This window comes from Streptococcus sp. 2022WUSS037 (assembly GCF_044427225.1).
In the GTDB taxonomy this organism is placed as follows: Bacteria; Bacillota; Bacilli; order Lactobacillales; family Streptococcaceae; genus Streptococcus.
Genome location: NZ_JAOTGJ010000011.1, coordinates 16,148 through 36,987 on the forward strand (window position 1 = coordinate 16,148; position 20,840 = coordinate 36,987).

At 41.6% G+C, this 20,840-nt stretch carries 22 protein-coding genes and 1 riboswitch; of the genes, 18 read left to right on the forward strand and 4 right to left on the reverse strand.

Going from position 1 to position 20,840, the window contains the following annotated elements; genetic code table 11:
• Positions 1-323: 323 nt before the first annotated feature.
• Entirely contained in the window at positions 324-1,721 is a 1,398-nt protein-coding gene (locus ODU55_RS05780; protein WP_398582217.1) for a polysaccharide deacetylase family protein, read from the forward strand.
• A 66-nt stretch (positions 1,722-1,787) separates the two neighbouring features.
• Here ODU55_RS05780 and ODU55_RS05785 read toward each other — a convergent pair whose 3' ends face one another.
• Positions 1,788-2,870 carry a DEAD/DEAH box helicase gene (locus tag ODU55_RS05785; protein ID WP_398582218.1) on the reverse strand — a complete coding sequence of 361 codons (1,083 nt, stop codon included), beginning with the start codon at positions 2,868-2,870 and terminating at the stop codon, positions 1,788-1,790.
• Positions 2,860-3,846 (reverse strand): Gfo/Idh/MocA family protein, encoded by a 987-nt coding sequence (locus ODU55_RS05790; protein ID WP_398582219.1) that lies wholly within the window; start codon positions 3,844-3,846, stop codon positions 2,860-2,862. Before ODU55_RS05790 ends, ODU55_RS05785 begins: the two co-directional genes overlap by 11 nt.
• Positions 3,847-3,928: 82 nt before the next feature.
• On the opposite strand from ODU55_RS05790, the gene udk reads away from it, so the two are divergent.
• From udk to ODU55_RS05825, 7 genes are all read left to right on the forward strand, one after another.
• Complete coding sequence (gene udk / locus ODU55_RS05795) at positions 3,929-4,558, forward strand: uridine kinase (RefSeq protein ID WP_002936217.1); 630 nt, start codon at positions 3,929-3,931, stop codon at positions 4,556-4,558.
• Position 4,559: 1 nt separating this feature from the next.
• On the forward strand, positions 4,560-5,099 hold the full coding sequence (locus tag ODU55_RS05800; protein ID WP_172023928.1) for a PadR family transcriptional regulator: 540 nt from the start codon (positions 4,560-4,562) through the stop codon (positions 5,097-5,099).
• An 86-nt stretch (positions 5,100-5,185) separates the two neighbouring features.
• Positions 5,186-5,461, forward strand: a complete 276-nt coding sequence (locus ODU55_RS05805; protein WP_398582220.1) for a DUF1294 domain-containing protein — start codon at positions 5,186-5,188, stop codon at positions 5,459-5,461.
• Positions 5,462-5,650: 189 nt separating this feature from the next.
• A complete protein-coding gene (locus tag ODU55_RS05810) occupies positions 5,651-7,159 on the forward strand; it encodes an LPXTG cell wall anchor domain-containing protein (RefSeq protein WP_398582221.1) in 1,509 nt (502 codons plus the stop codon).
• 97 nt (positions 7,160-7,256) lie between these two features.
• Entirely contained in the window at positions 7,257-7,754 is a 498-nt protein-coding gene (locus tag ODU55_RS05815; RefSeq protein ID WP_398582222.1) for a GAF domain-containing protein, read from the forward strand.
• Positions 7,754-9,421 carry a DNA polymerase III subunit gamma/tau gene (gene dnaX / locus ODU55_RS05820; protein ID WP_398582223.1) on the forward strand — a complete coding sequence of 556 codons (1,668 nt, stop codon included), beginning with the start codon at positions 7,754-7,756 and terminating at the stop codon, positions 9,419-9,421. The genes ODU55_RS05815 and dnaX overlap by 1 nt, the downstream gene beginning before the upstream one ends.
• Positions 9,422-9,823: 402 nt before the next feature.
• Positions 9,824-10,012, forward strand: coding sequence for a DUF3272 domain-containing protein (locus ODU55_RS05825; RefSeq protein WP_002936839.1), 189 nt, complete (start codon positions 9,824-9,826; stop codon positions 10,010-10,012).
• On the opposite strand, the gene birA is transcribed toward ODU55_RS05825, so the two are convergent.
• A complete protein-coding gene (gene birA / locus ODU55_RS05830; protein WP_398582224.1) occupies positions 9,978-10,934 on the reverse strand; it encodes a bifunctional biotin--[acetyl-CoA-carboxylase] ligase/biotin operon repressor BirA in 957 nt (318 codons plus the stop codon). The genes ODU55_RS05825 and birA overlap by 35 nt on opposite strands.
• Positions 10,935-10,998: 64 nt before the next feature.
• Between birA and ODU55_RS05835 the strand changes: the two genes are divergently transcribed.
• The 9 genes from ODU55_RS05835 (at position 10,999) to ODU55_RS05875 (ending at position 19,693) form a co-directional block, all read left to right on the forward strand.
• Positions 10,999-12,033, forward strand: a complete 1,035-nt coding sequence (locus ODU55_RS05835; protein ID WP_398582225.1) for a M42 family metallopeptidase — start codon at positions 10,999-11,001, stop codon at positions 12,031-12,033.
• A 1-nt stretch (position 12,034) separates the two neighbouring features.
• A complete protein-coding gene (locus ODU55_RS05840; protein ID WP_398582226.1) occupies positions 12,035-12,772 on the forward strand; it encodes a hypothetical protein in 738 nt (245 codons plus the stop codon).
• A 16-nt stretch (positions 12,773-12,788) separates the two neighbouring features.
• Entirely contained in the window at positions 12,789-13,256 is a 468-nt protein-coding gene (locus tag ODU55_RS05845; RefSeq protein WP_398582227.1) for a deoxycytidylate deaminase, read from the forward strand.
• Between the two features lie 382 nt (positions 13,257-13,638).
• The gene (gene metK / locus ODU55_RS05850; protein WP_024385002.1) at positions 13,639-14,829 is read left to right on the forward strand and encodes a methionine adenosyltransferase; all 1,191 of its coding nucleotides are present in this window, start codon (positions 13,639-13,641) and stop codon (positions 14,827-14,829) included.
• 30 nt (positions 14,830-14,859) lie between these two features.
• Positions 14,860-15,471 carry an NAD(P)H-dependent oxidoreductase gene (locus ODU55_RS05855; RefSeq protein ID WP_024381638.1) on the forward strand — a complete coding sequence of 204 codons (612 nt, stop codon included), beginning with the start codon at positions 14,860-14,862 and terminating at the stop codon, positions 15,469-15,471.
• A gap of 466 nt (positions 15,472-15,937) precedes the next feature.
• Positions 15,938-17,197: a UDP-N-acetylglucosamine 1-carboxyvinyltransferase gene (locus tag ODU55_RS05860; RefSeq protein WP_398582228.1), complete on the forward strand. Its 1,260-nt coding sequence runs from the start codon at positions 15,938-15,940 to the stop codon at positions 17,195-17,197.
• 95 nt (positions 17,198-17,292) lie between these two features.
• Entirely contained in the window at positions 17,293-17,865 is a 573-nt protein-coding gene (locus tag ODU55_RS05865; protein WP_398582229.1) for a GNAT family N-acetyltransferase, read from the forward strand.
• Positions 17,862-18,722 (forward strand): methionyl aminopeptidase, encoded by an 861-nt coding sequence (locus ODU55_RS05870; RefSeq protein WP_024384998.1) that lies wholly within the window; start codon positions 17,862-17,864, stop codon positions 18,720-18,722. Before ODU55_RS05865 ends, ODU55_RS05870 begins: the two co-directional genes overlap by 4 nt.
• A gap of 47 nt (positions 18,723-18,769) precedes the next feature.
• A complete protein-coding gene (locus ODU55_RS05875; RefSeq protein WP_024380072.1) occupies positions 18,770-19,693 on the forward strand; it encodes a YihY/virulence factor BrkB family protein in 924 nt (307 codons plus the stop codon).
• Between the two features lie 18 nt (positions 19,694-19,711).
• Here ODU55_RS05875 and ODU55_RS05880 read toward each other — a convergent pair whose 3' ends face one another.
• Positions 19,712-20,149 carry a GtrA family protein gene (locus tag ODU55_RS05880; protein WP_398582230.1) on the reverse strand — a complete coding sequence of 146 codons (438 nt, stop codon included), beginning with the start codon at positions 20,147-20,149 and terminating at the stop codon, positions 19,712-19,714.
• 29 nt (positions 20,150-20,178) lie between these two features.
• Positions 20,179-20,281: riboswitch (PreQ1 riboswitch) on the forward strand.
• Between ODU55_RS05880 and ODU55_RS05885 the strand changes: the two genes are divergently transcribed.
• The gene (locus tag ODU55_RS05885) at positions 20,279-20,794 is read left to right on the forward strand and encodes a QueT transporter family protein (RefSeq protein WP_398582231.1); all 516 of its coding nucleotides are present in this window, start codon (positions 20,279-20,281) and stop codon (positions 20,792-20,794) included. It overlaps the preceding riboswitch by 3 nt.
• Positions 20,795-20,840 lie beyond the last annotated feature (46 nt).

A 20,840-nucleotide genomic window follows, 5' to 3' on the forward strand; every position in this document is an offset into this window, starting at 1 on the left:
GCAGTCTTTTTCTTTTCAGAAAAAAATCAGAAAATGGCAGAAGGGAGGGCATTAGGAAGTAAATCAATTATTTATACTCAATGAAAATCAAAAGTAGCCTAGGAAACGAAGCCGAAGATAGAACTCTGTTACTTTCTTATTTCAAGGTAACAGGCTGAAAACCTCCACTGGAGCTTTTCACTCATCAAGGCTCTTGACAACGGGTAATTTTGATTTTTGAAGAGTATTACCTAATCTTTTTATGAGTTTTTATAGAACTGTCTTGACAAGAGCCTTTAAATGATTTAGCATAGTTTATATATGTTTTGAATGGGAGGTTGGAGATGAAAAAAGTTAGTTTTTGGTTGGGAATCAACATCGCCTTGCTCGGCATGATGGTAAGTTTGGCTGTATGGTTATTTGCAGGACTTCAAGAAAGACAGGTTAGTCAGTTTATCGAGGAAAAACAACAAACCATCCTTGCTAAAGGAAAAAGCAAAATTCAAGAGGGGAATATTGATACGACCCATGTTGTGGCTGCCTTACCTACAGATGATGCAGGTCAAGTCTTAGGACCTGTAGAAAGTCGAATGATTTCGTATGTTCAAAGACGCTTTGGTCATAAAAAACCAGCAGGAAAAATTCAAAAACTGGTCTTTGTTTCGTCAATAGAGGGAAAAACGAATTTTAAAAATGTAACAGCTCGTGAAATTCAAGCGGAGCACTATAAAGTAGACAACTTGCAAATTAAAAAGCAGGATAAACTCCCGTCTGAGCGTGTGTTGTTGACGCAGGACAATGAATTGTTTACCCTGGAAGATTTATTACCTAATTTATCCTCTGCAGCAAGTATTATTGTTGATCAGCTAAGAGACGCCTTACTTGCTCAAGGAATGGAAAAGACTGATGTAGAAGCGATTGTCAAAAAATTTGAAACAATAGACTTAAATGCTATCTCCTTTAGTTATGGAGACAGCCAATTAAACTTACAATTACCAGATGGTTACGGCATCAACCAGTTGGTTCTACCAATTTCAGATTTGTACCCAGTAGTGAAGAGTGATTACCTAGTAGATGCTGATAAGGTTGGCTATGATGAGTATATGGCTGCACAAGTTGTGGATAAGAAACATTTGAGACAGGTAGCTCTAACCTTTGATGATGGACCAAATCCGAACACAACACCGGTAGTTTTAGATTTACTGAAAAAATATAATGCCAAAGCAACTTTCTTTGTAGTTGGTAAGGCTGTAGCTGGGAATGAAGCTATTCTCCGTAGAATGGTAGCAGAAGGGCACGTCATCGCCAACCATACGTGGAATCATCCTAATCTGGTCACTATTTCTGGGGAGCAAGTACAGAGAGAAATTCAAGATACACAGGCAGCTATTGCTGAAGCTACAGGTATTGTACCAACAATGGTTCGCCCTCCGTATGGTTCGGTTAACCAGGCTGTTGTCAATCAGATGGGAATTCCATCGATTTATTGGTCGGTCGATTCTAAAGATTGGAAGAGTCGCAATCCCCAAGCCATTTTGAAAGAAATAAAAGAACAGACTTGTCCAGGAAGTATTATCCTAATGCATGATATTCATCAGTCAACAGTTGATAGCCTCGAGTCTGTATTGCAATACTTAACAGGTGAGGGCTACAATATGGTTACTGTAACAGACTTACTCGCCAGTCCTCTCAATCCTCAATTAATCTATTATTCACAAGAATTATCTGGTCCAGCCCAGTAAGAATGATAAAAGGCTTAGAATCATGTTAGTAGAAACACTGGTTCTAAGCCTTTTGTATATTGTTCATTATATTTTGTAGAGCTCTTGATTCTTGAGAATGACTTCTTGGACGGAGGCATACTTTTTCAATTGTTTTAATTCGCTAGGACTAGATACTAGGGTGATGACAAGTCCCTCCTTGCCCATGCGTCCAGTACGTCCAGAACGATGAGTGTAGGCTTCTTGGTCAAAAGGAACTTCAAAGTTGAGGACACATTCTAAGTTGTCAATATCGATACCACGTGCGACCATATCTGTAGCAAGTAGAAGATTGAGTTCGTGATTTTTGAAACGTTCGATGATGACCTTGCGGAATTTTACGTTGACATCAGAGGCCAATGAAACTGCATTCACTCCATTATAGAGTAGTTTATCTTCGCTTGCACCAAGGTCTGATAGGCTGTTAAAAAATGCAAGAGCACGAAAATCAGGGATATTGGCAAACTTACGTAGAGTTTCCAAACGTTCACGCTTATCTACCATCATATAGCAATGCTGGATATTATCCAATTTCTGCTCAGATAAATCAATACTTTCAATGTCTTCGGCAATTTTTTGACGGTCAAATTTAGCTGTTGCACTCATGTAGATCAACTGGTGGTCACGAGGTACATAGTTAATAATCTTTTCGACAAACTGATATTGAGAATCGGAGAATAGCTGATCAAATTCATCTAGGATGATGGTGTTAATATTCATCATCTTGATTTTTTTCAATTTAATCAACTCGAAAATACGACCAGGTGTTCCAATCAGTATTTCTGGTCCTTTTTTTAGTCGCTCAATCTGGCGTTTTTGACTGGAACCAGATAAGAATAGTTGAGCAGTCAACCCAATTGTCTCCGACCAAGTCTTACAAACATCAAATATTTGGCCAGCCAGCTCTGTATTTGGTGCGAGGATGAGCAATTGTTGGGCTTTTTTAGGAGTTAGGGCTAATAGGCTAGGCCAGAGGTAGGCAAGGGTTTTACCAGTACCAGTTGGACTAATTGCTAGTAGAGATTGGCCATTTTTAATTGGCTCGAAGGCTTGAACTTGGACTGGTGTAAAGTCCTCAAAGCCAAGTTGAGTCAGCTGGTCTATCCAGCCGGTTGGGAAGTTAGTTTTCATGGGTATCCGCCTTAAAGATTATTCCTGCGTCTTGACGCATGGTGTAAAGTGTTTGATGGACGCTTTCTGCCACATCCAGCCATTCATTGGCTAGGTCGTGATTGCCTGTCTGTATAGCTTGGGCAATGGCTTGTACCTCTTCTAGCATAGCATCTTCCTGAGCTCGGATAGGTAGGACTACTTGGCTACCATCATGTTTTGTGAAAATAGCAGAGCTGATATGCTGGCATGCGTTGAGTGTTAGTGTTCCATCATTTGTATAGATTTCGCTCGCTAGATTGCTCGTAATATTTTTTCCTGCCTGAATGTGGACGATATAGTTGTCATAAATGAGTTGTCCCGAACCATTTAAGTCAATACTAGAAGGTAGCTGTTGTGCTACATAGCGGGCCGTTCTGGGAGTTCCCAAAATGCCGATAGCGGCGTAGAGCGTATAGACACCTAGATCCATGAGAGCACCACCGGAAAAATCAGTTGAAAAGATATTTGGCATTTGCCCACCTAACAATTCAGGCATCTTAGAAGAATACTTGGCATACCCAAATGAACCACCTAAAATCGTTTTATCCGCCAAAAATTCACGGATAATGGTTTGAGCCTGTTCGTGATAGTTTCGAGCAGCCTCAAAGAGGAAAACATTATTTTCTTGGGCAACGCGACGCAATTGTTCTAATTCCTGAGGTGTAGAAACCATGGGTTTCTCAACAATAGCATGTTTACCAGCAGCTAGAACAGCTTTTGCCTGTTCAAAGTGCAGGGCATTTGGACTGGCAATATAGACAACATCAATGGGAGCAGAAAGAAATTTTACCCATTCTGTGTATAAATCGACTCCTTCATACTGCTCTGAAAAGGCAGCAGCAGTTTCTAGTTTACGGGAGAAAACAGCCTGTAGCTGATAATGTCCACTTAAATGGGCCGCCTCTATAAAACGATGAGAGATGTCTGAGGTGCCAACAATACCAAAATTAAGCATAAATTCTCATTTCTTTTGTGTTATCCTTTTCATTATACCATGTTTCATGGTAAAATAGTATTGAAAATAGAAGGAGATGATGATGACTCAGAAACCCATTATTATTGGCGTAACCGGCGGATCTGGGGGTGGCAAGACAAGTGTGTCGCGTGCCATTCTGGATAATTTCCCAAATGCTCGCATATCAATGATTGAACACGATTCTTACTATAAGAATCAGTCACACCTAACCTTTGAAGAACGGATACTGACCAATTATGACCATCCACTGGCTTTTGATACGGATTTGATGATTTATCATATCAGTGAGCTATTAGCAGGACGTTCAGTGGATATTCCGATTTATGATTACACTCAGCACACACGTTCAGAGAAGACCTATCGTCAGGAACCACAAGATGTATTTATTGTGGAAGGTATTTTAGTATTGGAAGACAAACGGTTGCGGGATTTAATGGATATTAAGATATTCGTCGATACTGATGACGATATTCGTATCATTCGCCGCATTAAGAGAGACATGGAAGAGCGTGGCCGTAGCTTAGATAGTATCATTGAGCAGTACACCTCGGTGGTGAAACCAATGTATCACCAGTTTATCGAGCCAACCAAGCGCTATGCAGATATCGTCATTCCTGAAGGCGTCAGCAACGTTGTAGCCATCGACTTGATTAACACCAAGGTGGAGAGTATATTAAGAGAGCGTGGTTAAGATGCCGAAGCAAAGAATATTACCTCATATCATATTAGGGATTATGGGTGCTAGCGGTCAGATGGTAACTGGCAAACAGATTACCGACTATGTTCAACGTGATTTAGGAGAATTTTGGCAGGTAGCTCATAGCCAAGTCTATCCAGAGCTAAAACGCATGACCAAGGAAGAGTTGATTACCTGTCATGCGGTTCCTGGCAACGAAAAAGAAAAGCAGTATGCAATGACTGCCACAGGTCGTCAGATTTTAGACGAATGGTTATCTGTTCCAAATGATGAAACTCCTCAACAAAAGGATTTGTTTTCTATTAAAATGTTCTTTATCCGTGATAAGAATGATCCACGGATACCAGGTTTATTGGAGAATCAAATTGAATTAGTCACCAAGCACTTGAAACACCTAGACAGTCGTAAAGTTGAGTTGTTCTCAACCAAGGAGAGTATCCAAGATAACTACGGTCATTACTTGATTTTGACCCGAGCCATTGAGCGCAATCGTGCCCAGCTCAAATGGTTGGAAGATACCCTAGCAAGTTTGTAACGGTTCGGATTTCCGAATCGTTTTTCCTTGTGTCCTGTTTTGGATTATGTTAGAGTAAGAAGAAATGTGACTAATTGGAGGAATGTATGTCAATCAAACAGATGGTTAGTATGGCGCTAGTAGTTTGGAATTTAGTTGTCTTCATTACCTATGGTATGGATAAAGGAAAGGCAAGAAAGAACGTCTATCGGATTTCAGAAAAGACCTTATTACTCATGTCCTATTTTGGTGGCGGGCTGGGTGCCTGGGCAGGTGGAACCCATTTTCGGCATAAGACACAGAAAAAGTATTTTCAACTAGCCTGGTTTGTCGGTGTCGCCATAGATTTGGCACTTCTTTACTGGATTTGGTTGGCAAGCTAGAAGAGGTTGGCTATCCAGCCTTTTTTTGTTTTCTGAAAATGCGAAAGAACCTATGAAAGCGATGAAAATCACGAATCTTCCACTAAATTGCCGACTATTTCTTGACAACTTACTTTTTTTTTTAGTACAATGATAAACGTGCCTTTTGGCATAAAAAAAGAAATGTAGGCATTTCAAATGGAGGTTTATATGATGAAACGCAAAGAACGGATTGACCGAGCAAGGTTGCACAAATTAGCCAGACTAGGAATTGGGTTGGTAGCTTTTACAGCATTGGGAGGAGTGCAGCACCCGATAGGATTAGAAACTGGTGGTTCAACAAAGGTTTATGCTGAGGAAAGTAAGTCAATAACTTACCGTGTTCACTATTTCCTAAATGACACTAAAGAAAATGGAGGCTTACCATCCTATACAGATATCGCTCCATATAAAGAAGGAACTATCATACAGGGAGAAACAATAACTGAAATTGCACCACAGATAGATGGATATGTTCTAACAAAGGAAACTTGGAATAGTGATAAAGACGTTGTTACTTACGATAAAATGACGGCTATTGAGGCATGGAGTGATGCAGAATATGTTAAGTCCATTATGTTCTTCTACGATAAGGTTGAGTCTTCCGTTGTTGAAAAGCCAGCTGAAACACCAACGGAGCAACCGCCTCAGCCAATCACTTTCCCAGTTCGCTATGTTTCCGTTGACTATGCTGCTGATAAAGGTGTGGTCATTACAGGTGTTCTCTATGAAACAACGGCTACTGTTGAGCCTGGCGGAACTGTCATTATTGAGAATAAAACATTCGATGGTTATAGTCTAGATACAATGGAAGGACCTTGGAAAACCGAGCATAGCTATGAAGATGTTGTAGCTGCAGGCTGGTCAGATGGAATTGACCTTCGGTATTCTGCTAATACACCAACTATTGATAATACCACCGACACGGCTAATAGTTCAGTGGATGTCGCTTTCCAAGAAGCTAGTATCCGACTCTACAACTTGCTGATGACAGCTAGTCGCTTAAATCCAGAAGACTATACAGCAGAATCCTATAATAAATACTATGATTCACACGATGAGTTTGGATTATATGGAACAATTATATCTGTTCTGGACGAATATAAAGAAGTAGTCAATGGGAATATTAAACTAGAGGATAGATGGGATAATGGAGCTTCACCAAAAGCATGGTTGACGGTAGTATACAATGCTAATAGTACCGTTTTAGAGCAGGCTTTGGCAGGATTAGTAGCTATTCAGCAAGAGACACCAAGTGACAGCAGTTCTGCAGGTACAGACGAGGGGACAACTGGAAAAACTTCGCAAACTCCGACAGACAAACCAGTCACCCCTCCAGCTGAAACTCCTTCAGTCGAGCCACCAGCAACCCCACCAGCTGACAGCAAGCCGACAGAGACAAGTCCAGTTACCAATCAGTCAACACAAAATCAACCAGCCCAAACAGGTGATCTTGGTTCCCAAACTGATAAGAAACCAGTCAGTCAACCTGCTCAAGAAAGTCAGTTGGCACAGCTTCAAGTCAAACAGGCAACTGTCAAACCTGCATCAACTAGTCAGTCACAGGCAAAAAGTTTACCAGCTACTGGTGAAGCCAGCTCCGTCCTACATCTGACAGGTATGGGCTTATTGGGACTAGCAGGTCTGGTCGTGAAAAGACGTTCAGGCAAGTCATCTTAATTAAGAACCCTGTAAACGAGATCGACAGGTCTCGTTTTTTGCTGATTTCTAACAATACCTACTGTCAAGCTCCGTCTTTCTATGCTATAATGTTTTTATGACTAAAGAAGAAAAAATTTCAAATTATCAACTATTATTGGCTCAATTGGAAGCTCTTCTTGATGGTGAAACCAATGCTTTGTCCAATCTGTCCAACGCTTCAGCTCTGCTCAATCAAGCTCTGCCTAACTCTGTCTTTACAGGATTTTACTTGTATGATGGTAGTGAATTGATTTTGGGGCCTTTTCAGGGTGGCGTTTCCTGTGTTCATATTGCACTTGGAAAGGGTGTCTGCGGTGAGGCTGCTGCCAAGGGTCAGACCATTCTCGTAGACGATGTTCGTCTGCATGACAACTACATTTCCTGCGATGCGGCAGCCCTGTCAGAAATCGTTGTGCCAATGGTGAAAAACGACCAATTATTGGGCGTTTTGGACTTGGATTCGAGATTGGTAGCTGATTATGATACGATTGACCAAGACTATCTAGCAAAGTTCGTTGCTCTCTTGGTTGAGAAGACGGACTGGAATTTTGCTATGTTTGGAGAAAAACGCTAATGTACCAAGCTTTATATAGGAAGTACCGAAGCCAGACCTTTGGAGAAATGGTGGGGCAGGAGGTGGTGGCGACCACGCTCAAGCAGGCCATTGAGCAGGGGAAAATCAGCCATGCCTATCTTTTTTCTGGACCTCGTGGAACGGGTAAGACTTCGGCAGCCAAGATTTTTGCCAAGGCCATGAACTGTCCTAATCAGGTTGGAGGTGAGCCTTGTAACGATTGCTATATCTGTCAGGCCATTACCGAGGGCAGTCTGGAAGATGTGATTGAGATTGATGCGGCTTCCAACAATGGTGTGGATGAGATTCGTGATATTCGTGATAAATCGACCTATGCACCTAGTCTTGCGACCTATAAGGTCTATATCATCGACGAGGTCCACATGCTGTCTACTGGAGCCTTCAATGCCCTCTTGAAGACCTTGGAAGAGCCGACTGAAAATGTGGTCTTTATTCTAGCAACGACGGAATTGCACAAGATTCCTGCTACCATTCTGTCAAGGGTGCAACGATTTGAATTTAAGTCCATTAAGGTGACGGACATTCAGGAGCACTTGGCTGCAATTTTGACCAAGGAAGGGCTAATCTTTGACGAGCAGGCTCTGACGATCATTGCGCGTCGGGCAGAAGGGGGGATGCGGGATGCCCTATCCATTTTGGATCAGGCTCTCAGCCTTAGTCAGGATCAGCAAGTGACCTTGGAAATTGCTGAGGAAATTACGGGTTCTATCAGCTTGCGTGCCTTGGATGACTATGTGGCAAGTCTGCGTCAAAGGGATAGTGTCACAGCTCTCCAGCATCTACAAACCTTGTTTGACCAAGGAAAGAGTATGAGCCGTTTTGCGACAGATCTTTTGCACTATTTGAGAGATGTCCTTATCGTGCAGACGGGTGGTGAGGATACGCATTTAACAACAGGTTTTTCAGAAAATCTAGCTCTTGAGCAGGCACGGATTTTTACCATGATAGAGATGGTGACCAGGGGGGTGGCGGACATCAAGTCCAGTCCTCAGCCGAAGATTTACGCTGAAATGATGACCATTCGTTTGGCTGAAGATAGTTCTCCTTCGGGGGCAATGGCAGAGCTGCCAGCTGATTTACTGGGTCAACTAGCCAGTCTGCAACAACAAGTTGCGGATTTACAGAAACAACTAGGTCAATTATCTAGTCAACCAAGTACTGTTAAGCCAGTTTCACGCAAGCCACAGGCTCCGAAGAAGTACCGATTGGATACCAGCAAGGTTCATGCAATTTTGCAGGAAGCTATGGAAAATCCAACCTTGGCGCGTGAAAATTTGACTCGCTTGCAGAATGCTTGGGGAGAAATTATCGAGAGTCTGTCAGGAGCAGATCGTGCCTTGCTTGTTGGTTCTCAACCAGTTGCTGCCAATGAAAATCATGCGATTCTAGCCTTTGATTCTCCGCTTAATGCTGAACAGACGATGAAGCGTGACAATCTCAATACCATGTTTGGAAATATTCTCAGCAAGGCTGCAGGTTTTTCGCCACAGATTTTAGCTATTGCTCAGGAAGATTGGGTAAGTATTCGTGCTGAATTTTCGGCGAAAGCAAAAGGGCAAAAGACACAAGAAATCGAAAAAGAAGCTAGTCCAGTCCCAGAAGAATTTGGCTTTCTCGCAGATACAGTTGAGATTAGAAATGATTAGAAAATGAGGCTGAGCAAAAAGCTCAGCACCGCTTCTCAAAGTTAGTGTCAACATCTCAGCGCAGTGGTTGATTGGCAGATTTGTTCGTGTTTTACACTCCAAATCTGACCTAATCAACTGTGCGGGGGTGGGAGTGAAACAGTCTGGGAATAGACTGTTTCAGCTCAACAACTAGAAATAAAGACTTGTTGACGAATTCTTCTATGAATGGTCGAGTTCTTTCCCACTCCCGAATAGTTTTGATAGATATTTTATACTATATTCAATCCTAAATATTTTTCATATCTCCTTAAGAAAGCACCAATTAGATTGGTGTTTTCTTGTTTAGAAAAGACTCGAAACCTATCAAGAAAGCATATAAAAATTCAGCCAGTTGACTGAATTTTTGGTATAATCTATTTTATGAAACTTCCACAATTTCTTTTTTTAGCCATTACAACTATTTTAGCTGTTTATTTTATGAATGCATCGATTTTGACAGGAGATTTCTTGATTGCAGGTATCTACGCCTTTATCGCCTATCGGAATCTTCATTTTGCCTACAAGGTGACTAAATTTATTCGTTTGGTGGAGAAGCAGACCAAGAAGTAAGGCTGATTTCTCCGCTGGAGATAATTTTTGCTTTGCCGTTATCTAACTGGATAACCAGGTTTCCTGTATCAGTAACAGCGATGGCAGTACCCTTAAATTCAACTTGATTTTCTGCAAAGCTCACTTGTTGGCCAACGACAAGTGATTTTTCTTTGTAAAGGGCAATTAGTTCCTTCTCATCGGTTTCTAAGAAGGCTTTCCAGATGGCAGTAATGAGTTGATTGCGGGTAAATGGTGGTTGTTCCTCGAAAAGATTTCCTGCAGATTGTTGTAATTCCTTAGGGAAATCGTCTATGCGGACATTGATGCCGACACCAATAATGACATCGGTTACCCGTTGGTTTTCCATAGAAGAAATAGCCTCAGTGAGGATGCCAGCGACCTTTTTGTGTCCGAGATAGATGTCATTGACCCACTTGATTTGGACGTCCAGGTCACAGAGGGACTGGATGGCCTTCACAACAGCAGCTGCAGCTAAAATGGTGTAGGGCTTAAATTCTAGAAATGGAACATTGGGAGAGAGACGAAGCGACATATAAATGCCACCTGACTTGGATGCATAAAAGGGTCTCCCAAATCGTCCCTTGGCTTTATTCTGATAGGGAGCTAGATATAGGGCAGGACTAGTATGACCTGATTCAATACCTTGTTTGGCATCTAGTTGGGTCGAATCGCTGTTAGCTTTCAGGTAGACAGGCAGTTGGAGTTCCTTTGCAATCAAGTCTGGCAGTAGCAAATCCCCATCGGCCAATTTGTAGCCACGATTGCGGGCAGCCTCAATAGTTAAACCATGCGTTTCTAACTGACGAATGGCTTTCCAAACTGAAGTCCGAGAAATACCCAATTCCTGAGCCAAATCTTCTCCGCTCATGTAGTCGTCTTTTTCTTTTAATAGTAAATAAATCTTCTGGTAGGTTTTCATGTCTTCATTATAGCAAAAAATTCGTCTAAAACGTGATATAATAGTTTCAAATAAGGAGGTTTTCATGAAGACACTTGATTACATTGTTACATTGACCAACACTCCGTCGCCAACTGGTTTTACGACGGATATTATGAATTACATCAAGGCAGAGGTTGAAAGTTTCGGCTATGTTGCTAGTAAGACCGCTAAAGGTGGTGTTTTGGTGACAGTTCCGGGGGAAAATGACCAGGAACACCGCATGGTGACTGCTCACCTGGACACACTGGGGGCCATGGTTCGTGCAGTGAAACCGGATGGCCGACTCAAAATGGATTTGGTGGGAGGATTTGGATACCCTTCTATTGAGGGAGAAAATTGTTTGATTCATTGCGCTAAAAATGGCAAGACTTTCACAGGTACTATTCTCATGCACCAGACCTCTGTCCATGTCTATCGGGATGCCAGTACCGCTGAGCGCAATCAGACCAACATGGAAATTCGTTTGGACGAAAAAGTGACCAATGCGGACGAGACGCGGGCCTTGGGTATTGAAGTCGGAGATTTTATATCATTTGATCCTCGGACCGTCGTGACTGAAACTGGCTTTATCAAGAGTCGTCACTTGGATGATAAGGTATCCGCAGCTATCTTGCTTCATCTTTTGAAAGTTTATAAGGAAGAGGGAGCGATCTTGCCTTATACGACACATTTCTATTTTTCAAACAATGAGGAAATCGGCTACGGTGCTAACTCCAGCATTCCTGCTCAGGTGGTTGAATATTTGGCAGTCGATATGGGGGCAATGGGAGATGACCAGCAAACTGACGAATACACAGTTTCTATCTGTGTCAAGGACGGCTCAGGTCCCTACCATTATGAACTCCGTCAGCACTTGATAGCCTTGGCTGAAAGAGATGGAATTCCTTACAAGCTGGATATTTATCCTTACTATGGTTCCGATGCTTCGGCAGCTATGCGAGCAGGTGCAGATGTTAAGCATGCCCTACTGGGTGCTGGCATTGAATCTAGCCATTCCTACGAGCGGACCCATTTGGATTCTGTAGTTGCGACTGAGCGGATGGTAGATGCCTATTTGAAATCAGCAATGGTAGATTAAGATGAATGAAAGCCGTTTTTTAGAGTTATTCAATGACTTGGATAAGGTCTTGCGTAAGGTGTGCGGTGTTGCGGATGGGGAATATGCAGATGTAGGCTCTATGTTGACCAAGGCAAAGGAATTGACGCGACATAATCCCGTTGAGGCGAACTGGGATAAACTCTATGTGGCTCGTCAGTTGCGTAATCTCATGGTTCATGAGAAACGAACAGGTTTGAAGGAAGTAGCCCAACCTTCGCAGGAATTGATCACTGTTTTGGAAAAAGTGATAGCCCAGTACCAAGAACCGGTTACCATTGTTGACTATTTGCAAAAGACCCAGAAAATTAAGCCGGTTATTTTTGAAGCCAAGGACAAATTGATAAAGGCTTTAGAAATTGTGGAGCAAGAGCATTTTTCTAAGTTTCCTATTTTTTCTGATAAGGTTTATCAAGGCCTGGTTTCTGACAAGGGATTGACAAATTGGTTGGCCAAGGCAAGTAAGGAAACGGGCTCTATACGTGAAAAATTGATGGAGGCTAGTCTTGAAGATGTACTAGCTTGTGAGGAAGATAGTATTCAGGTAATTGTTCTGCCAATAACAGCCCATCTTTATCAGGTAATTAATCATTTTGAGGGGCGTAAGCGCACAACCGTCCTAGTCAGTCGTCAGGCGAGCGGGAAGCTTCATTCGCCAGAGGATATAGTCGGAATTATCACGGCTCAAGACTTAGTAGCAATTTATGGAATGGTGGATTGAGCAGAAAGGAGAAATCATGTCAACAAATCGTTTAGCCTGGGATGAGTATTTTGCGGCGCAGGCGCTCTTGATTGCCAATCGGGCGACTTGTAAACGTGCCAAGGTCGGTGCTGTCTTGGTCAAGGATAATAAGGTTGTAGCAACAGGCTACAATGGCTCGGTTTCAGGGACAGAGCATTGTTTGGAACAGGAATGCCTAATGATTGACGGTCATTGTGCTAGGACCTTGCATGCAGAAGTCAATGCCATCTTGCAGGGAGCAGAAAGGGGCATTCCACATGGATTTACAGCCTATGTAACCCATTTTCCATGTCTTAACTGCTCCAAGCAATTATTACAGGTTGGTTGCCAGCGTGTTGTCTATATCAATGAATACCGAATGGACGACTATGCCCAGTACTTGTATAGAGAAAAGGGATGTGAGTTGGTTCATTTACCGCTGGAAACGGTCAAACAGGCCATTGCAGAAGCAGAATTTATTTAGTAAGGGAGGTTGTCTTGCACACCTCTCTTTATTTTTTGGAAAAATACTAGGATAGTCGCCTAATATATGCTATACTAGAAACGTTATTAAGTCCCGAAAAGGTAGTCCGTAGACTAGTTAATATTTGCAGAAACACATAAAAACAATGGAAGAAACTGGTAACTTTTACTAGTGATTATAAAACTTTATACATTTCAGTTACTTTTTTTCAAATAGGGCTGGACTTATACAGTTTGGTATTGTTTTTGCTCTTTGAGCATCTGGAAATTTCCCTTGCTCAAGACATCTGTCTCTCGCAAAGAACTAGTCTTCGACTAGTTCTTTGTAACCTTAGTAACCCGCTAGTTTCTAGCATATATTCTATTTTAAGGGGGACATGTTTATGTCAGAACGTAAGTTGTTTACGTCTGAATCTGTTTCGGAGGGTCATCCGGATAAGATTGCAGACCAGATTTCAGATGCCATTTTGGACGCTATTTTAGCAGAGGATCCAGATGCGCACGTAGCGGCGGAGACGGCTGTTTATACAGGTAGTGTTCATGTGTTTGGAGAGATTTCAACCACTGCCTATGTGGATATTAACCGTGTGGTACGTGATACGATTGCGGAGATCGGCTATACAAAAGGTGAGTATGGTTTTTCAGCTGAGTCGGTTGGGGTTCATCCGTCACTTGTAGAGCAATCGCCAGATATTGCCCAAGGCGTTAATGAAGCTTTGGAAACTCGTCAAGATGCTAGTCAAGATCCATTGGATTTGATTGGTGCAGGTGACCAGGGGCTCATGTTTGGTTTTGCAGTAGATGAAACGCCAGAGCTCATGCCATTGCCCATTTCACTGAGTCACAAATTGGTGCGTCGTTTGGCCGAGTTGAGAAAATCTGGTGAAATTGCTTATCTGCGTCCAGATGCTAAGTCACAAGTAACAGTTGAATACGATGAAGACAATCAACCTGTTCGTGTGGATACTGTCGTTATTTCGACCCAGCATGATCCAGAAGTTAGCCAGGAACAAATTCGTCAGGATGTCATTGAGCGTGTCATTAAGGAAATTATTCCAGCTCAATATTTGGATGACCAAACCAACTACTTTATCAACCCAACTGGTCGTTTTGTTATTGGTGGACCTCAAGGGGACTCTGGTTTGACAGGTCGTAAGATTATCGTTGATACCTATGGTGGTTATTCTCGTCATGGTGGCGGTGCCTTTTCTGGTAAGGATGCGACCAAAGTGGACCGTTCTGCTTCTTATGCGGCACGCTACATCGCAAAAAATATCGTCGCAGCTGGTTTGGCTAAAAAGGCGGAAGTCCAATTGGCTTACGCTATCGGTGTTGCTCATCCAGTTTCAGTTCGCATCGATACCTTCGGTACGAGTACAGTAGCGGAAAGCAAATTAGAAGCAGCTGTTCGTCAGATTTTCGATTTGCGCCCAGCTGGTATTATTCAAATGTTAGATCTCAAACGTCCGATTTATAAACAAACTGCAGCCTATGGACACATGGGACGTACCGATATTGATCTCCCATGGGAGAAATTGGACAAGGTGGAAGCCTTGAAAACTGCTGTTTTGTAATGAAATAGTTGTCCATTTAGTGAGAAGTTTATGAAAGCGTTAATTGTCTTTGCACACCCTAGAAAAGAAAGCTTTACACATGCTTTGGTTGATAGAGTGGCGGAAGCTCTGCTGGAAAATGGAGCAGAAGTCGTCATACGAGATTTATACGAAATAGGATTCGATCCCGTGTTACGTGGAGAAGATACCATTCATATTGAGGATGGTAAATTTGTACGTCAGGCAACTGTTTTTCCAGCAGATGTTCAAGTTGAAATGGATTTGATTGCCGAAAGCGACTTACTAGTCTATATATTTCCGAGTTGGTGGAATGGAATGCCTGCTATTATGAAAGGTTACGTAGACCGTGTATTTCAACATGGCTTTGCTTACAGTTTTGAATCTGATGAACCACGTAAATTATTTTCCACTAAGAAAGCTATTTTCTTTACGCCAACAGGGCAGCCGCAAAATGCAGATGGAAGTCTGACACCGATTGATCAAGCGATGAAAACCCTGACCTCAGAATGGCTTTTCAACAGCAACGGTGCTCAAGTCATTGACCATATCTTCTATGGGCGAGTACCTTATTTAACGAGAGAAGAGCTGGAGCTGTATCTCGTGGATGCAAGGGAGCAAATTCAGAGAATTTTTCATAAATGATGAAGAGAGATTCACTAATAGTATATAAATATGAAGGACTGAGTTCATTAGCTCGGTCCTTTTGCCTGCACGACAAACGCAAGAAGAAAACATTGTTTTCAGAAAACTTACTTTCATATTTTATCGTCATTTAGTTTTTCTTTTATTACTTCGTTAATTCGCCTTGCCTAACTTCAGTTATATCTGTGGCTCATTACCTCGTACTAAAAGTAAACTAAAAGACTATATACAGTTTTTTAGCAAAAATTTATGCTATAATTAGTCTGAGTTTGAGGAATTACTCATGACTAAATGTAAAAAAACTATGAAAATAAATTAAAAAAATGCATGTAATAAGAAAATGGTTACATGCATTTTCTTCAAGCGTACGGCGTGTTTTGCCTGCTATATAACTAGCTTTTTCCAAGACTTTATGATAGAATGAAACGTATGCCTTTTTAGGCAAATTAAGAAAGTGAATGTTAGTATGAGAAAAATTGTAATTAATGGTGGAAAAACACTGAAAGGGTCGGTTACCGTTAGTGGTGCAAAAAACTCAGTTGTTGCTCTTATTCCGGCCATTATTCTTGCAGATGGGATTGTTACTCTGGACGGAGTACCTGCAATCTCGGATGTAGATAGCTTAGTTGATATTATGGAAACAATGGGCGCGACCGTCAAGCGTGATGGTGAGACGCTTGAAATTGATCCTCGTGGTGTGCAAGATATGCCAATGCCATTTGGTAAAATCAACAGTTTACGTGCTTCTTATTATTTCTACGGGTCACTCCTTGGACGCTTTGGTCAGGCAATCGTTGGTCTGCCAGGTGGCTGTGATTTGGGACCGCGTCCGATTGATTTGCACTTGAAGGCTTTTGCGGCCATGGGTGCTGAAACGACTTATGAAGGTGAATACATGCGTTTGGCAACTAATGGTCAACGCATTCAGGGAGCGCATATCTTCATGGATGTGGTCAGTGTCGGTGCAACAATCAATACCATTTTGGCTGCGGTTAAGGCTGAGGGTCGTACGGTTATTGAAAATGCGGCGCGTGAACCTGAAATTATTGATGTGGCAACTTTGCTTAACAATATGGGGGCACGTATCCGTGGTGCTGGTACAGATATTATCACCATTGATGGTGTGGACAGTCTAAAAGGAACACGTCATCAAGTGATTCCAGACCGTATTGAAGCAGGGACTTATATTGCCCTTGCTGCTGCTGTTGGTGAAGGTATTCGTATCGATAATGTCCTTTATGAACACTTAGAGAGTTACATCGCTAAGTTGGAAGAAATGGGTGTTCGCATGACCATTTCTGAAGATAGTATTTTTGTTGAAAAGCAAGAGAAATTGAAGGCGGTAAGCGTGAAAACTTCACCTTATCCAGGTTTTGCGACAGACTTGCAGCAACCCATTACACCTTTACTGCTTAAGGCAGAAGGTACTGGTACGATTGTTGATACGATTTATGAAAAACGTGTTGGACATGTGCAGGAGCTTGCAAATCTTGGAGCAAAAATCTCTACTCGTAACAACCATATTGCCTTTGAAGGTCCAAATCAACTGACAGGTACATCTGTTAAAGCTACTGATTTGCGTGCGGGAGCCGCAATGGTTATCGCTGGTTTAATGGCTCAAGGGCGTACAGAAATTACAAACATTGAGTTTATTCTACGTGGTTACTCAAATATTATTGATAAGCTGACAGAATTAGGTGCAGATATTCAATTGATTGAGGATTAGAGAGCCTAATTGAGAACTACAATCTCAAAACGTAAACGATTTAAAAAACGAAACAATCTGGGGCTGGGAGTAATTCTCAGCCCCTTGGGTACACTATGACACTTTGGACAAGACTAGCAAAGTTTGCTTGCTTTGAAACAGAACGCTTGATTTTACGCCCATTTTCCTATGAAGATGGAGAACATTTCTTTGAAATTGTATCCAATCCAGAAAATCTTCCCTTTATTTTTCCGGCCTTGGAGGATAAGAACCTGGCTCTTGCGACTATGGTTGGAAAATTCATGCGGTCACCTTTGGGCAAATGGGCTCTGGTGGATAAGGTTTCTAGGCAGATGATTGGTGCGCTTTGTTTTGAAAAATTAGATGAACGTTTGCTAACTGCGGAGCTCAGCTATTTCCTAAAAAAAGACTACTGGAGTCGAGGGCTGATGACGGAAGCGGTGAAAAATCTGGTCTTTCTAGCCTTTTATGAATTCGGTCTGAAGGAATTGACCATCATCACCCATGAGGAAAATGTGGCCAGTCAGATGGTAGCTAGAAAAGCGGGCTTTGTGCAGATCGAGCAATATAAGGGAAGTGACCGTTACAGTCACAAAACAAGAAATTATAGAAAATTTAGCTTGAAGAAGACAGATTTTATATTAGAAATATATGAGGAGAATGAATGATTACCATTAAATCACAACGAGAAATTGATGCAATGAACCGTGCTGGAGATGTTCTGGCTGGTATTCATATTGGTTTGCGAGAGATTATCAAGCCAGGTGTGGACATGTGGGAAGTAGAGGAATATGTCCGTAAAACGTGTAAGGAAAAGAATGTTTTGCCACTCCAAATTGGTGTTGATGGAGAATTGATGGATTATCCTTATGCGACTTGTTGTGGATTAAATGACGAGGTCGCTCATGCCTTTCCGCGTCATTACAAACTTAAAGAAGGTGATTTACTGAAGGTCGATATGGTTTTGAGTGAGCCCTTAGACAAAGCGGTAATTGATGTTTCTAAGCTCAACTTTAATGATGTCAAGGCTATGAAGAAAATCACCCAGACCTATCGTGGTGGTTGTGCGGATTCCTGCTGGGCTTATGCGGTTGGTCAGGTCTCTGAAGAAGTTCAAAACTTGATGGACGTGACTAAGGAATGTTTGTATCGTGGTATCGAGCAAGCCGTTGTTGGCAATCGTATCGGTGATATTGGTGCAGCCATTCAAGAATATGCAGAAGGTTTGGGCTACGGTGTTGTTCGTGACTTGGTGGGTCACGGCGTTGGACCAACCTTCCACGAAGAGCCGATGGTTCCTCACTATGGAACTAAAGGGCGTGGACTCCGTTTGCGTGAGGGCATGGTTTTGACTATCGAGCCTATGATTAATACAGGGACTTGGGAAATTGATACGGATATGAAGACTGGTTGGGCTCACAAAACACTTGATGGTGGCTTATCTTGCCAATATGAGCATCAGTTTGTCATTACTAAGGATGGTCCAGTTATTTTGACCAGTCAAGGTGAAGAAGGGACCTATTAATTCTCGGAGAGGTCGTGAATAATAGGTGAATGAGGAAGGAGGAGAGAATGAAGAAAACCAAAATAGTTGAAGGTTTGAAAACATTCTGCTCAACCTTCTTTTCTTTTTATCGTTCTGCTGATAGCGATGTAACAAGTGTTGCAGTAGCTTACTATTTGTTAATTTCTATTTTCCCTATTCTTCTAACTCTTGCGAATTTACTGCCATATTATCCATTTGATGTGGATATGATTTTATCGGTTGTAGCTGAATTTGTGCCAGACAAGCTCTATCCTTCGGTTTCATCTTTTATCACTTCTGTATTAACAAAGCCGTCGTCATCATGGTTAGGGATTTCAATTCTGACCACTCTTTGGACCCTGTCACGTAGTATGACCATTTTGCAGAAGGCCTTTAATAAGGCTTATGGCATCAATGAACACCGTGATTTTATTATTGGGCATTTGATTGGCATATTTTTAGGAATTGGTCTGCAGGTAATTATCCTCTTAAGTATTACGCTTTTGACTTTCGGGCAGGCAGTTTTTTCTTATATTAATAAGCTGGTTCCTATTGAAGATGCCTGGCTGAAGGGACTTCTAAGTCAAACACAGTTAGTAGGTTTAATGGCTCTGTTTGCCGCCTTGGTTATGCTTTATTTCTTTTTGCCAAATGTTCGGATAAAAAAAGTTCGATATGTTTTTCCAGGAACCTTGTTTGTTCTGTTGACGATGACTTCTATTGGAAAGTTATTTTCGATTTATGTTGATAATTATGCCAATAAGTTGCTGGATTTTAGAATAGTAACAGCTGTCGTCTTTCTTGTTTTTATGCTTTGGTTCATTTTTATGGCTCAAGTACTCATCATTGGTGCAATGATTAATGCTACGGTTCAAAGTATGCAGGTAGAAGAGTTTCATGCTAGAGATGGGGATATTGTTTCTATCTTGAATAGGCTCAAGGCAAGATTTACAGCGATAGATAAAGAATGAGGTGGAAGAATTCCCACCTCATTTCTTATCTTTAAATACAAATAATTTACTTAAAACGTAGTTTAGGACAATAACTAAGACTTGCGAGAAAAGTGTCGCAATGGCATTGACCAGGTTGATGTTGTTATGTACAAATTGTCCAATCAATTGTGGATAGGCAGCTACGAGTATATAGGCTAAAGCCATATCCAAAACAAGAGTGACAATTCGAGCGGTAGTGAATTTGATGAGGCGTTGTCCCCAGCCTGCTCTGGCTTGTTTGAAAACGAACCGGTCATTGGTCCAGAAGGCAAAGAGAATAGCGACAGCATTTGCCAGAAGGGTGACCAGAAGAATGGAAGGGATGACTAGAAATAGCCCCATTCGAGTAACCATATAGACAAGGGTAGCTGCAACCCCTGCAATCAAATAAAGGATGACTTCATTATTTATGAGTTGATAAAATAGTTTTTTCATAAGAACTAGTCTATCATTTTTCTTTCATTTATGCTATACTAGACAACGTTGTTGAGAAAATCAATGACCCTTGGGGCTTGCTCACTTTACCCAAGCATATTTCAAGCTTTTTCGCTAAAGGAGAATTTTATGAATACATCTAAATGGACTGCCAGAGATATGGCAGAAATTGCTCTGGTCGCGGCTATTTATGTGGCCTTGACCTTGACTCCGCCCTTGAATGCCATTTCCTTCGGAGCTATTCAGTTCCGCTTGTCAGAAATGCTCAATTTCTTGGCCTTTTATAATCGCAAGTATATCATCGCTGTGACCATCGGTTGTATGATTTCCAATTTGATAGGATTTGGGGTCATTGACCTCTTTGTAGGTGGATTCTCGACATTAATCTTCGTTACCTTGGGAGTTATTCTGTTTGAAAAATACAAGAAGGACTATCTATTCGGTGGATTATTTAACAAGGCTTTCTTTTATTTCTCATTCTTTTTTGCGGCAACTATGTTTACCATTGCTTTAGAATTAAAAGTCTTATATGATTTGCCATTCTTTCTAACTTGGTTGACAACAGCAGCAGGAGAATTGCTTTCTCTATTAGTTGGAGCTGTTGTTATCGATAAACTATCCAAGAAAATAAATTTTGAAAAGTAAGTATACAATAAATGTGAGCAGACACTTTCGGGTGTCTTTTTCTATC